The sequence below is a fragment of the Methylobacterium sp. J-043 genome, from assembly GCF_022829505.1.
Taxonomy (GTDB): domain Bacteria; phylum Pseudomonadota; class Alphaproteobacteria; order Rhizobiales; family Beijerinckiaceae; genus Methylobacterium; species Methylobacterium extorquens_A.
In genome coordinates this window covers 1-13,314 of record NZ_JAKSYB010000030.1, presented here as the reverse complement: position 1 = coordinate 13,314, position 13,314 = coordinate 1, and the positions used below count along the sequence as shown (strand labels likewise).

15 protein-coding genes and 1 pseudogene are annotated in these 13,314 nt (G+C 65.4%); 5 read left to right on the top strand and 11 right to left on the bottom strand.

From position 1 onward, the window contains the following. Positions 1 to 295: 295 nt before the first annotated feature. The 9 genes from MKK50_RS05285 to MKK50_RS05245 all read right to left on the bottom strand — a co-directional run bounded on the left by MKK50_RS05285 (position 296) and on the right by MKK50_RS05245 (position 7,544). A complete protein-coding gene (locus tag MKK50_RS05285; protein ID WP_480235055.1) occupies positions 296 to 925 on the bottom strand; it encodes a tyrosine-type recombinase/integrase in 630 nt (209 codons plus the stop codon). A gap of 330 nt (positions 926 to 1,255) precedes the next feature. Beyond that, positions 1,256 to 2,353 carry a two pore domain potassium channel family protein gene (locus tag MKK50_RS05280; protein ID WP_499020975.1) on the bottom strand — a complete coding sequence of 366 codons (1,098 nt, stop codon included), beginning with the start codon at positions 2,351 to 2,353 and terminating at the stop codon, positions 1,256 to 1,258. A gap of 23 nt (positions 2,354 to 2,376) precedes the next feature. Next, positions 2,377 to 2,982 (bottom strand): cyclase dehydrase, encoded by a 606-nt coding sequence (locus MKK50_RS05275; protein WP_391510765.1) that lies wholly within the window; start codon positions 2,980 to 2,982, stop codon positions 2,377 to 2,379. A 71-nt stretch (positions 2,983 to 3,053) separates the two neighbouring features. After that, on the bottom strand, positions 3,054 to 4,226 hold the full coding sequence (locus MKK50_RS05270; protein ID WP_391510766.1) for a zinc-dependent alcohol dehydrogenase: 1,173 nt from the start codon (positions 4,224 to 4,226) through the stop codon (positions 3,054 to 3,056). 399 nt (positions 4,227 to 4,625) lie between these two features. Next, complete coding sequence (locus MKK50_RS05265) at positions 4,626 to 4,964, bottom strand: HWE histidine kinase domain-containing protein (protein ID WP_499020904.1); 339 nt, start codon at positions 4,962 to 4,964, stop codon at positions 4,626 to 4,628. Positions 4,965 to 5,076: 112 nt separating this feature from the next. Continuing rightward, on the bottom strand, positions 5,077 to 5,448 hold the full coding sequence (locus MKK50_RS05260) for a PAS domain-containing protein (protein WP_499020903.1): 372 nt from the start codon (positions 5,446 to 5,448) through the stop codon (positions 5,077 to 5,079). A 246-nt stretch (positions 5,449 to 5,694) separates the two neighbouring features. Further along, on the bottom strand, positions 5,695 to 6,105 hold the full coding sequence (locus tag MKK50_RS05255) for an ester cyclase (RefSeq protein ID WP_499020901.1): 411 nt from the start codon (positions 6,103 to 6,105) through the stop codon (positions 5,695 to 5,697). A gap of 18 nt (positions 6,106 to 6,123) precedes the next feature. Further along, complete coding sequence (locus MKK50_RS05250; RefSeq protein ID WP_499020899.1) at positions 6,124 to 6,420, bottom strand: hypothetical protein; 297 nt, start codon at positions 6,418 to 6,420, stop codon at positions 6,124 to 6,126. 11 nt (positions 6,421 to 6,431) lie between these two features. Beyond that, positions 6,432 to 7,544: a catalase family protein gene (locus MKK50_RS05245; protein ID WP_499020897.1), complete on the bottom strand. Its 1,113-nt coding sequence runs from the start codon at positions 7,542 to 7,544 to the stop codon at positions 6,432 to 6,434. Positions 7,545 to 7,776: 232 nt separating this feature from the next. On the opposite strand from MKK50_RS05245, the gene MKK50_RS05240 reads away from it, so the two are divergent. The 3 genes from MKK50_RS05240 (at position 7,777) to budC (ending at position 10,289) form a co-directional block, all read left to right on the top strand. Continuing rightward, entirely contained in the window at positions 7,777 to 8,859 is a 1,083-nt protein-coding gene (locus MKK50_RS05240) for a catalase family protein (protein WP_499020896.1), read from the top strand. A gap of 38 nt (positions 8,860 to 8,897) precedes the next feature. Continuing rightward, the gene (locus tag MKK50_RS05235) at positions 8,898 to 9,467 is read left to right on the top strand and encodes a type 1 glutamine amidotransferase domain-containing protein (RefSeq protein ID WP_499020894.1); all 570 of its coding nucleotides are present in this window, start codon (positions 8,898 to 8,900) and stop codon (positions 9,465 to 9,467) included. Positions 9,468 to 9,623: 156 nt separating this feature from the next. Continuing rightward, positions 9,624 to 10,289 carry a meso-2,3-butanediol dehydrogenase gene (budC, locus tag MKK50_RS05230; RefSeq protein WP_499020893.1) on the top strand — a complete coding sequence of 222 codons (666 nt, stop codon included), beginning with the start codon at positions 9,624 to 9,626 and terminating at the stop codon, positions 10,287 to 10,289. A gap of 146 nt (positions 10,290 to 10,435) precedes the next feature. Here the strand turns inward: budC and dps are convergent. Beyond that, positions 10,436 to 10,927, bottom strand: a pseudogene (gene dps, locus MKK50_RS05225) (DNA starvation/stationary phase protection protein Dps); the annotation flags it as partial. Between the two features lie 65 nt (positions 10,928 to 10,992). Between dps and MKK50_RS05220 the strand changes: the two are divergent. Together MKK50_RS05220 and MKK50_RS05215 are read left to right on the top strand one after the other, a co-directional pair. Then, a protein-coding gene (locus MKK50_RS05220) for an IS630 family transposase (protein ID WP_437871952.1) occupies positions 10,993 to 11,954 on the top strand; the annotation gives its coding sequence in 2 pieces (ribosomal slippage) (positions 10,993 to 11,338 and positions 11,338 to 11,954; 963 coding nt in all). A gap of 89 nt (positions 11,955 to 12,043) precedes the next feature. Then, positions 12,044 to 12,703 (top strand): hypothetical protein, encoded by a 660-nt coding sequence (locus MKK50_RS05215; protein WP_499020973.1) that lies wholly within the window; start codon positions 12,044 to 12,046, stop codon positions 12,701 to 12,703. A 196-nt stretch (positions 12,704 to 12,899) separates the two neighbouring features. Here the strand turns inward: MKK50_RS05215 and MKK50_RS05210 are convergent. Further along, positions 12,900 to 13,314 (bottom strand): sugar nucleotidyltransferase (locus tag MKK50_RS05210; RefSeq protein ID WP_499020891.1); only part of this gene is annotated, 415 nt, incomplete at its 5' end.

Here is a 13,314-nt window from a genome sequence, read left to right as displayed (position 1 = left end):
ACAATAAATTCTTTTATCTGACGCGTTTCCAAACATTTGCGACAAATTCTTCAGTATCATCTCGAGACGTCGTGTGATAAATTGGCTTACCATTTAGTAAAAAGTGAATAATATGCATTGGAAAGTTCGGAAAGGATGCGATCCTGACGCTCAGCTTGTTCGGTTCGAATGGCGGCTTTCGACGCCATCCGGACCTTTGACGTTGTCAACTCGAATGTCGGCAAGGGGTCATTCGGCATCCTGGGGGCGGCCATCCTGCTGGCACGCCGCGGCCATTTCGACCGCGGCGCTTGGATCAGATTTCGGTCTGCTCTGAGAGGATCAGCGCGTCGTCAACCTCAATGCCGAGGTAGCGAACCGTGCTCTCCAGCTTGGTGTGGCCGAGCAGCAGTTGGCAGGCTCGGATATTGCCGGTACGCTTGTAGACCAGAGCGACCTTCGTGCGGCGCAGGCTGTGCGTGCCGAACGCCGAAGGGTCCAGGCCGATCAGGGCAACCCAGCGGTCTACCAGCCGACTATAATGGCGCGTCGTAAGATGCTCCCCAAGCCGACTCCGGCTTGGAAACAGCCAGTCACCGGCTTTCAACTTGCGCGCAGTCAGCCAAGCCGTGAGAGCCTCGCGCGTCGGTTCGGTGATCTCGAACGGGACCGGCCTGCCGGTCTTGCGCTGGCAGACAGTCGCTCGGAGACGCACGGCGTCGCCCAGGTGGATGTCGCTCACGCGCAGGCCGACGAGATCACACCCGCGCAGCTTGCTATCGACGGCAAGGTTGAACAGGGCAAGATCTCGCGTGCGGTTGGCGAGCTGTAAGCGCGTGCGCAGGGCCCAGATGTGCTTCGGCTTCAGGGGCGGTTTGGGGCCGACTATACGGCCGCGGTTCCAGGGAACACGTGTACTGGTGGGAACGGCAACGACTTCGGGCATGACAGGCTCCTGGGTTGAGGAGCTCGTGATGAGGAACCCGATGCTGCTGCTAAGCCCAATCTCGAATGACGGTTCACTGCAGCACAAGCCGACATTGGCGTTAATGGGCCTGGACCGCTGCACCCGACCCAGAGAAGCCGTTCGGCATGCCAGCAATGAAGGGCTACTAACGAAGGCACAGCGGACCTCCGTGGCCTCTGCCGGCGAGACGGAGGGGCTTGGTAGTTGCAATTAGTTCTGGAGCTTCAAGGGTGGTGACGTTCCAGAGTGTCGACCCATTCCACTGAAAGAGCTCACCCACCGTCCGGGCCACAGCACATCATCAGCGCATCATCTGCGCTTCTGGCCGCCGGGTTCGAAGTCGTGGATGTGGTAGGCCATCGCGGGTGCCAGTCGCGCGATATGCGGCTGCCATTGTGCCCTTTGCGCGAGGTAAGTCTCCGCCCCTGCCTCGTTGGGCATTGTTTCTACGCCAGCTGCCGAAAGGCGCCTGAGAGCCGCTGCGAAGCGGTTGCACCAAGCCTCGCTCTCAACGTTGTTCACGTCGGCTGGAGCGGGCGGGTCTCCCGGTAAGAACGTCGTTTCAAGCGTGACGACGAGCAGCATGGCAACGCGCCAGATTGCATCCACAGCGGCGGTTTCCTTCAGCCATGCCGCCTGCCGGTCTGCGATCCCACTGCGGATCAGTGACACGGTGTCGAGAGCGATAAATGCCTGTGCTGAGACCGAGTAGAAAGGCTGCCGGAAGCGGAAGTAGAACAGCACAGGATAGAAGTGGTGCGTCTCTTTCATTTCGGCCATGGATGCCGCGGCGTCGGCTAAGTGGCTGTAACCTGAGCTGAACTGCCCCTGTGGCCCGAGCCGCGCCAGGAGTTCGGCGGCATCCGACGTTTCACCCGCCAATAGATGCAATTTCAATCCGAGCGCGTTGCGCTGCCGAAGCGCGCTGTAAACCTGCATGACGTATGTAAGAACCAACGACGTCGCCGACATCCCAACGAGCGAGTTCACGAGATAGAGGGCGCGATAGGCGTCCGTGACCGGCTTAAAGTCGCTAGCTCCTACGATCGCCATGCTGCTACCGCCGGCATAGAGGGCGGTCATGAAGTCGGCCGGCGTCTCCCCGGTGCTCGCTCGAACGGCGGTCCCGAGCGCGGGGTGGATGATCAGGCCGGCTCCGAGGGTCAGCCCCAGTGCCCAGAGCAGGACGTAGGCGATGAGGATGACCGGGCCGCAGAAGGAGAGCACGGCGTCCCGCCTCTGCCCGAACCTACCGGCGGCACGACGGAAGATTGCCCAGGTGAGATGGGCAACCCTGTCCGCGATCAGGCCTGTCCCGATGCGCGCATAGAGGACCGTCAGGAAAATATCGGCGAGGACGAGGCCCATGCCGAGCGCGCCCAACGCCTGTTCAAGGATAGGCAGCATCATGCTCGCCATCCTTCTGAGCTTCAGGCGTTGGTCAGTGTCCAGGGACGCATTGCCTCCGGTCCGATGATATCAGGGGGCGGCTTGAAGTCGCGTGCCACCCCTCGCATTGCCTTCGCGGGACGGCGAAAGCCGCTGCGGCGGCGGTAATCCTGCTGGATCTTCTGGGAAGGGTTGAGAGGCGCCCCGGAAAGGTTTTGCGCACAGATCACGTCTATGGCTGTCACGCCGATCAAAGCCACGAGGGTGATCAGCACGTTGTCCTTGTGCGGATTATGGCCCTCAAGCCCTGGCAGGACGGTGGCGATGTCGAGCGCGTCTCCCGCGACACGTGCCGAGATCCACGGTGTCGGATCTCGCGAGCCCAAGATCCCGGCACCTTGTATGAGTTCGCGCACCCCGTAGGCCTGGATGACCGGGGCCGCGCGCGGCATTCCGAGCCAGCGGGCCATGGCACCGCCGAACGTTACTTCAGTCAGACCGAGGCCGATCGAAAACCAGCCCAGACCTTGGGCGAGTTCCCTGGTTGCGGGATCCGGTCTACGGCGCGGGTCCGAGGTGAGGTAACTCGGCAGGGAAGAGGTCACGGGCGCGCGGTCCCTGTCGCGGTGAGGTATGGCATTGGACATGCAGACTTCCTCAGTTCCGCAATGAGGTAGGCGTGGCAGGCCCGCCGCAGCACGGCGAGCGACGGAGCCAATCAGGGCCGAAGTACAACCTTGATGCAGTTGTCCTTCTTGTCGCGAAAGGTCTTGTACATCTCGGGCCCTTGATCGAGCCCGACCCGGTGGGTGATGACGAAGGAGGGGTCGATCTGTCCCTCGTCGATGCGCTTGACGAGGTCATCCGTCCACCGGTTCACGTGGGTCTGCCCCGTGCGGATGGTCAGCCCCTTGTTCATCAGAGCTCCCATCGGCAGCTTGTCGACTAGGCCGCCGTAGACACCCGGGATCGAGAGAATGCCAGCGGGCCGGCAGACATAAATCATCTCGCGCAGCACCGCGGCGCGGTCGCTCTCCAGCATCACAGCTTGCTTCAGTCGGTCGTATGCGTGTTCCAGAGCCCGGGGCGAATGCGCCTCCATGCCGACAGCATCGATGCACTTCTCCGGACCTTTGCCACCGGTCAACTCATTGAGGCGCTCGACCACGCTCTCCTGCGAATTGTCGATCGTGATAGCCCCACCCGCGCGTGCCATCTCAAGGCGCTCCGGCACGCTGTCGATACAGACTACCTGCTTGGCTCCGAGAAGAAGCGCGGAACGCAACGTCATCTGGCCGACCGGACCGGCGCCCCAGATCGCAACCGTATCGGTCGGCTGAATATCGGCTTGCACCGCCGCCTGCCAGCCGGTCGGGAAGATGTCACCGAGGAACAGCACCTGCTCGTCGCTCAGGTGCTCCGGCACCTTGATGTGGGTCTTGTCGGCAAACGGCACGCGGACGTACTCGGCTTGTCCGCCCTGGTAGCCACCGGTGAGGTGGGTGTAGCCGAATAGACCCGCAGTGGTGTGTCCGAAGACCTTGTCGGCGACATGCTTGTTGCGGTTCGAACGTTCGCAGACGGAGAAGTAGCCGCGCTTGCACTGGTCGCACTCGCCACAGATGATCGTGAACGGCACAACGATGCGCTCGCCTTTCCTAAGAGCGCCGTTGACCCCTTTTCCCATCTCAACGACTTCACCCATGAACTCGTGGCCCATCACGTCGCCCTTCTCCATGCCGGGCATGACGTGGTCGTAGAGGTGCAGATCCGAACCGCAGATCGCGCAGGTGGTCACCTTAATGATCGCGTCGCGCTCATCCTCGATCTTGGGGTCGGGGACCGTATCGCAGCGGATATCCTCAGTGCCGTGCCAAACCAGTGCTCTCATAGGAATTCTCCGCAACAGGTAGGAATTATTGCGAGTTAATTTCTAGTTACAAACTAACAAAGAAATACCCCTTCCTCTACAACATAGGAGCAAGCAAAGATGACCATTTGCGACATGTGTCACCTTGACAGTAATTTCGGCTGAAACCGCTGCCGAACGTCTTTGGCAAACTCCTCAGAGGCTTCGGCGTTATTTCAAATGAAATAATGTTGCGCGACTGCGCAGTTGAGCGGAGCGCTGCGAGCCCAGGCCCGCGCCTCTGCGTCACAGCGAACGTCTGCTTCCAGTGGCGATGCGGTCCCTTGCGGCCCCTCGGTCGAATGCCCGCTCCCCACCCCATCCGGTCCTTCAGCGGCCGTCATCCCAGAGTCCGCTTGGGGTCAGGAGTTCGCGCTCAACTTATTCGGCTGTGCGCCATGAGCGGACCTCCGACCGAAGACACTGGAATGGCCGCTTGAAGGCCAACTGCTGCCGTTGATGGTGGTGAGCTCGTGCAGGGCCATGCCGACCGGCACCGCGAGCTCGGAGGGCAGGACGGCCTTCGGTCCCTCCAGGCTCAGGCGCCCGCGCTCGTCGTAGGGCCCGAGCTCGGCCCCCCAGCAGCCCGTCGAACGAGGCGACCTGGGCGAGGTCCTTCGTGATCAGGGCGTGCGTCCGAGCGAGCGACGTGATGCGCTCAGACAGCGCCTGGGTGAACTCCGGGATGGTGAGCGACGAGCGGACGGTGGCGTTTACCACGGCCTACACCGTGGCGAGGGTGTTCTTCACTCCGGTGATGGAGTTCGCGCACTATCAGCGCCTGCCGGTCCTCGTAGGCCCGTCGTTCGGTGACGTCGCGCTGGGTGGAGACTTAGTGAGCGATGCGGCCATCCGATCCGCGCACCGGGGTGATCAGCCATTTGACCACGTAGGTCGTGCCGTCCTTGCAGTGGTTCGCCGCCTTGCCCCGGAACGGCTCGCCGGCCGCGAGCGCCGCGCGCATCCGGTCCAGGACTGCGCGATCCGTGTCCGGTCCCTGAAGGAGGCGGGGTGTCCTTCCGAGGATCTGGTGCGCCTCTAACCCGGTCATGCGCAGGAAGGCGGGGTTGGCAAACTCGATGCGGGGCCTGGGCTCGTCCAGGTCGGCCGTGGTGATGATGATGGCCTCACCTGATGCCTCGACGGCGGCGAGAAGCACGCCCAAATCGGGCGGAGCCGATACGCTTCCGTTGAGCTGGGCCAACGCGATTCCCCTTGGCGACGGCGCGGGTTGCCGAGTCTCCGCCCCCGTCCCTCGATTGCCACCCCGGTCAACCGTCCGCCTCAGCGACGGTTGCCTTCGGCTCAGACCTTCCACACGGCCCAGCATTTGAGGGAATAGCTTGCCGCCCTCGCTGCTCTCGACACCTGCGGCATCCTACAACCCTGACGTAGCTCGGGGGCGAGCCGCCTCACCCCGAAGATCACGAGGACGAGGCTGTGTGTGCCCTCAGGGGGCCACTGCGCCGATCTGCTTCAGCATAGAGAGGTTGTCCATGAGCGCCCAGTGCTCGACAAGCTGCCCGTCCGCAATGCGGAAGTAGTCCATGACCGCAATGTCGACCGTGGTGCCGGTGGCCGGGGTCCCCTCGAACTCGCCCGTGTGCCGCCCGGTGAAGCGCAATCGCGTCAGCACCCGGTCACCCTCCGCGATGACCTCGGCGATGTGCATCTCGATGTCCGAAAAGGCGCCGTGCAGCACCTCGCCGAGCCGGGCGACCCCCGCCGGGCCCCTGACCTCGAAGGCGAGGCCAGGGTCGTGGCGCACGAAATCCGGGGCGATGAAGCGCTGCCACCACGCCGCGTCCCGGTCGCGGAATGCCGTGAAGTAGGCGCGGACCAAGTCCTTATTCGTTTCCATCGACATAGCTCACATCCCTCAGCGCGGCTCGACCTTGATGCATGTGAAGGCGACGGGCAGTGGCTTCCCGCCCTCCGTCTTCCTCGTGAAAGATGCCGCGTTCGCGGTCGTCGAGGCGATGGCATGCTCGGCGTCGGGACTGTCGACCGGCAGCACGTAGTCCTGGCCTCCCTCAATGCCCTTCGTGGGGTCGAAGACCCGGATGGTGACGTTGAACGGCGTCAGCGGCGTCCGAGCCGGCTCCTCCGCCCAAACCGTGCCTATGCAAGTCATGGTGAGCGCCGCCACCGCGGCGAGCGTCCCGGGGCTTCGCATCACAGTCTCCCTCAGCTACTGGCCGGCTCGTGGATCGGGCAGCCGTTGAAGCGCTGCCGGAACTCGGCCGAGTGCCTGTAGGGTGCGTTGCGGGCACGGTTGATGTTGCCGAGCGGCCGGTGCGCGGCGAGACCGGTCCATACCGCGAAACGCATGCGCTCGTTCACGGCATCGACGCGCTCGGCGTCCCAACTGTCCTGCGGCCGGACGATAATGGTGGCGACGCGCTGGAACGGCGCCTCCTTCTCGTCCCACTGCACCGTGGGGTCCTCGACCGGCTGTCGTTCTAGGTCGCGGCAGAGCTGCACCCGGAACTCCCAGACACCCTCGATGCCGGCCATCTCCGACCGCACGGTCTCTCGGATCGCATCCGGGCGTCCAGAGGCGTCGATCTCGGTCCCGGTCAGCGCCTTAAGCGCCGGAGCAACGGGAGCGACCGAGAGCTTGGCGATGTGATCGCCGTACCGGAACGGGGTGACGCTGTAGTAGGTCTCGCCGAGCGGATCGACGTTCGGCGCGCCGCCGAGCGAGCCCAGCGTCGGGCTCTCGATACCAACCGCGGTCAGCGCCTTGTTGACCCCCCGCAGCACGGTGGAGGCGGCAACCTTCACGCCCTCGATCCGGTCGGTGGTCTTGGCCAGCAGCTTGAGGCTGCCAAGGAACTTCTCGGCGTTCGGTGCCTGGAAAACCGGGCCGTTGACCATGACGAAATCCTGCGTCGTCCCTTCCGCGTCTGGCAGGCGCTCTCCGGCGACGTCCAGGACCTTGAGGGCCAGGCCGCGGGGAAGCGAGACCGCGTCCGGCAGGATGTCGCCCGCGTTGGTCGACATGCGCATGTAGACCTTGTGCTCGCCCGGCGTCGCGAACAGCCCTTGCGCGAGCTCAGGCGGCAACCCTGCGTCGATTGTCAGCGTCCCCTCCAGGATGCCGTGCGACTTGGCGTGGACCGAGCGGACGGCGTGGCCGGAATCGTTCGCGACGGTCTCCAGGATTGTGTCGAAGGTCGCATTGAGCTGCTCGATGGTCCGATACTCGTCGGGCTTCACATCCTCGACGTCGGCGCTGTAGCGGATAGGTGCTTGCAAGGTCTCGCGTCCTTCGTCGTTCATCTCGGGACAGAACATGCCCGACGGATCGGCGTTCCGGATTGCGCGCCGCTCAATTGCCCGTGAACGACCCGTTGGGAACGTCCGAGCCGGCTGGCGTTTGTCAGGGCGACGGTCCGCCTGGACCCGCATTCCCGACCGTGTGGCCTCATGCCTCGAACGGTGCCGCTTCTGAGAGGCGCGCATTCGATGAAGCTCGGCAGCCCCTCTGCCCCTGCCCCGGGGGCGAGGCGGAAATTGAAGGACGAGCATGACCTACCTGCGTTTCGCGCCCGACATCGAGCAGCCCGCCCCGAACGAGCAGGAGACCATCGACGGCATTATCAAGGGTATGACCCAGCAGTCGCAGACGGTGGAGAAGCGCGAGCACCATGCCGTGCGCGCTAGCCACGCCAAGAGCTCGGCCTGCGTCACGGGCGAGTTGACGGTTGCCGCCGGCCTGCCGCCGGAACTGGCCCAGGGCCTGTTCGCGACCCCGGGTACGCACAAGGTGGCTGTACGTTTCGCCCAGGGTCCCGGCGAGACCCTCGGCGACCGGGTGTCCACCCACCGGGGCATGTCGATCAAGGTGTTCGGCGTGCCCGGCGAGAAGCTTCCCGGGCACGATGTGGAGACCCAGGACTTTGTGCTCGCCACCGGCACGACCTTCCCGTCCGGGACCGCGGCCGGGTTCCTGCGCGACGGAACCGTAATCGGCAAGGCGACCGGGTTGCCCGAGGGCGTGAAGAGCGCGGTCGCCGCCACCGCGCGCAACCTCAACCGGGTGTTGCATGCCTTCGGCACGGAGAGCGCCATGGCCGACTTCTTCGGCCATCCGTACAGCCATCCGCTCGCCGACAGTTACTTCAGCCAAGCGCCGATGCGGTTCGGCGACTATGTCGCCAAGCTCGGAGCGGTGCCCGCGACGCAGGCGCAGCGGGACCTCGCCGAATGGCGCCTCGACCCGCACGGGGACGAGGACGGCTTCCGGCATGCCACGGTCGCGTTCTTTCGGGACGACGACGTGGTGTTCGAGCTCAAGGCGCAGCTCTGGGCCGATGCCGAGCGCCAGCCCATCGAGGATTCCTCGGTCGACTGGCCGGTCTCGATCAGCCCGTACCGCACGGTGGCGACGGTCCGCCTGCCCCGGCAGGACGCCTATTCCCCCGAGCGGGTTCGCTACTTTGACGAGGTGATGACCTTCCGCCCCGCGCACAGCCTCTCGGCGCACCGCCCCCTCGGGTCGATCATGCGGGCGCGGCTCCAGGTCTACCGGGCGCTGAGCGACTTCCGCCATCGGGAGAACGGCGTGACCGCCGAGAACACCGCCTCGCCCGAGAGCATCCCGGCCTGAGCTTACCCCTTCCCACATCACGCAGAGAGGAATGACCCATGACCCTTCAGGGCAAGACCATCGCCATCCTGATCGCCCCCCGTGGGACGGAAGAGCCCGAGTTCACCAAGCCCCGCGAGGCGCTGCTCGCGGCCGGGGCGACGGTCACGGTGGTCGGGCTCAAGGCGGGCGAGGCCGAGACGGTCAACAACGACCTCGACCCCGCCGGTAAGTACCCGGTCGACAAGGCCATAGACGGCGTGTTCGCCTCGGACTTCGACGGTCTCGTCATCCCCGGCGGCAGCGTCGGGGCCGACAAGCTCCGCGGCAGCGAGGCCGTGGTCAAGTTCGTGCGGGACTTCTTCCAGCAGGCCAAGCCGGTCGGCGTCATCTGCCATGGGCCCTGGACCCTGGTCGAGGCCGACGTCGTGAAGGGGCGCAAGCTGACCTCGTTCCCGACCGTGAAGACCGACATCCGCAACGCGGGCGGGGAATGGGTCGACGCGGAGGTGGTGGTCGACAAGGGCCTCGTCACCAGCCGCAACCCGAAGGACCTGCCGGCCTTCTGCGCCAAGATCGTCGAGGAGTTCGCCGAGGGACGCCATCCGGACCAGGCCCGCAGCGCCTGAGACCGCCCTTCGTCAAGGCGTCGGGCGGGTTGCCCGGCGTCCAAATTCAGGAATCGCGATGTCACGTTTCTCGAACAAGGTCGTCCTGGTCACGGGTGCCGCGTCCGGCATCGGCGAGTCCGCCGCACGCCGCTTCGGCGAGGAGGGGCAAGCCTCTTGCTCGCCGACATGAACGGTGAAGGCCTTGACCGGGTCGCCGCCGGGATCAGGGCGGACAGGACGCTCGCCCGGGTCGCCGACCTCTCGAACGCCGACCGGTGCCGGGAGGTCGTCGCGGCCGCAATCGAGCGCTTTGGCCGCCTCGACGTCCTCATCAACAATGCCGGAAAGGACCACCTCGGTCGTGTCGACGAAGGCGACATCGGGGACTTTTCGACGATCATCGAGACCGACCTGTACGGCGTCTTCTACATGACGCGGTTCGCCCTGCCGCACCTGCGCGAGAGCCGCAGGTGCATCGTCAACGTCTCGTCTGTTTCCGGGCTCGGCGGCGACTGGAACCACAGCTTCTACTGCGCAGCCAAGGGGGCGGTTACGAACTTCACCCGCGCGGTGGCGATGGACGAGGCGGCCCATGGCGTCCGTGTGAACGCGGTCAACCCGACGCTGGTCTACACGCCGTTCACCGCCGGCATGCAGGATCAGCCCGAGCTCGTGGCCAAGTTCAACGAACGCATCCCGATGGGACGGGGCGCCCAGCCAGACGATATCAGCGGGGTCATCGCCTTCCTAGCGAGCGAGGACGCGCGCTTCGTCACCGGGGTGAACCTGCCAGTGGACGGCGGCCTCTCGGCTTCCAACGGGCAGCCGAAGCTTAGCTAGGTGGGAGGCCAAGCCGGTCGGTAGCGCGCCCTATCGCCGTCGGTGAACTTAGCGTCGGCCAAGCCGACTTGGCCGACAAGACGATGGAGCTTCCTTGCTCCTGACCGCCCCTCCGTTGGGTCGGCAACGGAGGGGTGGGGTGTTCCTCATTTGCAAGCGTCGCCGTCGCGCATCTGGCCCGTCGGCTCTTGGACGTGGGCTTCAAGGAACCAGAGTTGCTTGTCGACGGCACGGGACACCTCGGTGAACAGGTCCGCCGTGTCAGGGTCGCCCGCTTCGTCCGTCTCGTCGATGTTCTCGCGCACCGCGTTGGCGTAGGCGGCGTAGCTATCAATCAGTGCGGCGATGTGGTCGGCTATGGCGTAGATGCCAGTCGGGTAGGCGGGCAGCTTGGTCGATCCCGCCACGACCTGTGCCGTTCCCAGTGCCGTGCCGCCCAGCTGCACGGCCCGCTCGGCCACCTTGTCGTTGAGGCCGCTGATCTCGGTGCGGAAACCGTCCAGCATCAGGTGGATGCCGATGAACTGCGGTCCCTTGAGGTTCCAGTGAGCCTGCTTGATTGCCAGGGCGAGATCGATGCCGTCGGCCAGCCGTGCGTTCAGAGCCTCGATGGACACTCTCTTTGCATTGGAATTAGAGCGCCATCCGAGCGATCTGGAACGGCTGTGAGGCGCATGGGTTGGGGAGGTTTGGGAGCCAATCCATGGCCTCGACCCTATCGGTCGATCTGCGTGAGCGCGTTGTGGCCGCGGTGGCGGCAGGGACATCACAGCACAAGGCGGCCGAACGCTTCGGCGTGAGCGTGGCGAGCGCGAGCCGCTGGTGCGGGCAGATGCGCGAGACAGGGGATGTCGCACCCAAGCCACGCGGCGGCGATCAGCGCTCGTACAGGGTCGAGGCGCAGGCCGACGTGATCCGGGCCCTCTACGAGGAGCGGCCGACCCTCTTCCTGTGGGAACTCCGCGACGCCTTGGCCGACCGCGGCATCACGGTCAGCCAGAGCGGCCTGTCGCGCTTCTTCAAACGCCACGCCATCACGCGCAAAAAAACACAGCCCACGCCGCCGAGCAGCAGCGGCCGGATGTGAAGGCCGAGCGCGAAGACTGGTTCGGGGCGCAGGACGAACTCGATCCCGACCGCCTCGTCTTCCTCGACGAGACCGCCACCGCGACCAACATGGCCCGCCGCTACGGGCGTGCACCGCGCGGACAGCGCTGTCGGGTTGCCGTCCCTCATGGGCATTACAAAACGACCACCGTCACCGCCTGTCTGCGCACGAGTGGCATCGTCGCTCCTTGGCTTCTCGACGGCGCCATGAACGGCCAGCGCTTCCGCACTTACGTCGAGCAGGTGCTCGTGCCCAAGCTGCGGCCGGGCGACACGCTCATCCTCGACAACCTGCCTGCTCACAAGGTCGCCGGCATCCGACAGCGCTTGGCCAAAGCCGGCGTGGGGCTGCTCTACCTTCCGCCCTACAGCCCGAACTTCAATCCCATCGAGCAAGCCTTCGCCAAACTGAAAGGCCGGCTGCGAACCGCTGCCGCTCGCACCGTCGACGACCTCCACGCCGCCATCCGCGAGACGCTCAAGCACTTCACCGCGACCGAGTGCCGGAACTACATCGAGGCTGCTGGATACGAAACCGACTTGGCCGTTTCAGAATGAGCAGATCCGGCTCTAAGTAGCCAGCGAATCGGGAACCGGTCGCCCGGCGCGATGGACCTTTGCCCGCCATCGACGTATTGCGCTGCACGATGGAGCGGACGGCGACACGGATGCTGACGGTGGGTCTCGCGGCGCTCGGTGCCACCGTGCCGCCCGCCGACGCGGGCAGCGCGCGGGCGCAAGCTTCCGAGGTCGCTCCCGACGCAAGCCGAGAGGCGCAGGATGGGTCCGAGGCGCGCGCCTTGATCGAAACGCTGAGCGCCCACCTTCTCGCCGCGCCGAGCGCCACCGCCGTTCTCGAAGCGTGGTGCGCCGAGCGCGGGCTCAGCCCCGATCCGCAGATCGTCGCGGTGCGCGTCCCCGTCCCGGACAAGGCCCCCGGTGCCGACCGGCGCGAGCGGCTGGCCGTCGGCCCGGACGAGCCCGTGCGCTACCGCCGGGTGCGGCTCACCTGCGGCACCCACGTTCTGTCCGAGGCCGACAACTGGTACGTTCCGAGCCGCCTGACGCCCGCGATGAACGCGGCTTTGGACGGCACGCAAGCCCCCTTCGGCCACGTCGTGCGCCCGCTGGGTCCGAGCCGGCGCAACCGCTCGCTGACGATGCTGTGGCGCCCCGAATCCGGCGGCCTGCCGGGGCCCGGCGAGCCGCTGTTTTCCGTCGAGGCGGTGCTGACGGCGGGCGGCGTGCCGTTCTGCGAGGTCGCCGAGACCTATACCGGAGCCGTACTCATTCAGGGCGAGCGCTGACGCGGCTCCGGACCGAAGACGACGGCACCCCACCCGTCATCGCAAGGCGAAGCCGAAGCGATCCACCGGCGCGACCTTGCCGGAGCAATCGGCGCGCTGGACCGCTTCGGCTTCGCCTGGAGCATCGTCCTTTCCGAAAGCCGGCAGTCACCTTTCGGGACGATGCTCTCGTAGTGACGCGATTGAAGCGTGTCCTTCAAAAGTCCTGATCGGCGCGGCGGCCTTCGCGGGCGAGGCGCAGCAGGTTCTGGCCATAGCTGGTCTTGGCGAACAGCTCGCCGCGCGCCTGCAACTGCTCGCGGCCGATGAAGCCCTGCAGGTAGGCGATCTCTTCGAGGCAGGCGACCTGAAGCCCCTGCCGGCGCTGCAGCACGCGCACGAACTCGCCCGCTTCCAGCAAGCTGTCATGCGTGCCGGTGTCGAGCCAAGCGTAGCCGCGGCTCATCCGCTCGACATGGAGCTGGCCGCGTTCGAGATAGGCTTGGTTGACGGAGGTGATCTCGAGCTCGCCCCGCTCCGAGGGCTTCACCTCGGCGGCGATGTCGAGCACCCCATTGTCGTAGAAGTACAGGCCCGTCACCGCCCAGGGGCTCTCTGGCGTCTTGGGCTTC

Bases quoted from the DNA above. Each gene is read 5' to 3' on its own strand.
- MKK50_RS05285 (WP_480235055.1), bottom strand. From the start codon at position 925: ATGCCCGAAGTCGTTGCCGTTCCCACCAGTACACGTGTTCCCTGGAAC.
- MKK50_RS05280 (WP_499020975.1), bottom strand. From the start codon at position 2,353: ATGCTGCCTATCCTTGAACAGGCGTTGGGCGCGCTCGGCATGGGCCTC.
- MKK50_RS05275 (WP_391510765.1), bottom strand. From the start codon at position 2,982: ATGTCCAATGCCATACCTCACCGCGACAGGGACCGCGCGCCCGTGACC.
- MKK50_RS05270 (WP_391510766.1), bottom strand. From the start codon at position 4,226: ATGAGAGCACTGGTTTGGCACGGCACTGAGGATATCCGCTGCGATACG.
- MKK50_RS05255 (WP_499020901.1), bottom strand. From the start codon at position 6,105: ATGGAAACGAATAAGGACTTGGTCCGCGCCTACTTCACGGCATTCCGC.
- MKK50_RS05250 (WP_499020899.1), bottom strand. From the start codon at position 6,420: ATGCGAAGCCCCGGGACGCTCGCCGCGGTGGCGGCGCTCACCATGACT.
- MKK50_RS05245 (WP_499020897.1), bottom strand. From the start codon at position 7,544: ATGTTCTGTCCCGAGATGAACGACGAAGGACGCGAGACCTTGCAAGCA.
- MKK50_RS05240 (WP_499020896.1), top strand. From the start codon at position 7,777: ATGACCTACCTGCGTTTCGCGCCCGACATCGAGCAGCCCGCCCCGAAC.
- MKK50_RS05235 (WP_499020894.1), top strand. From the start codon at position 8,898: ATGACCCTTCAGGGCAAGACCATCGCCATCCTGATCGCCCCCCGTGGG.
- MKK50_RS05215 (WP_499020973.1), top strand. From the start codon at position 12,044: ATGGAGCGGACGGCGACACGGATGCTGACGGTGGGTCTCGCGGCGCTC.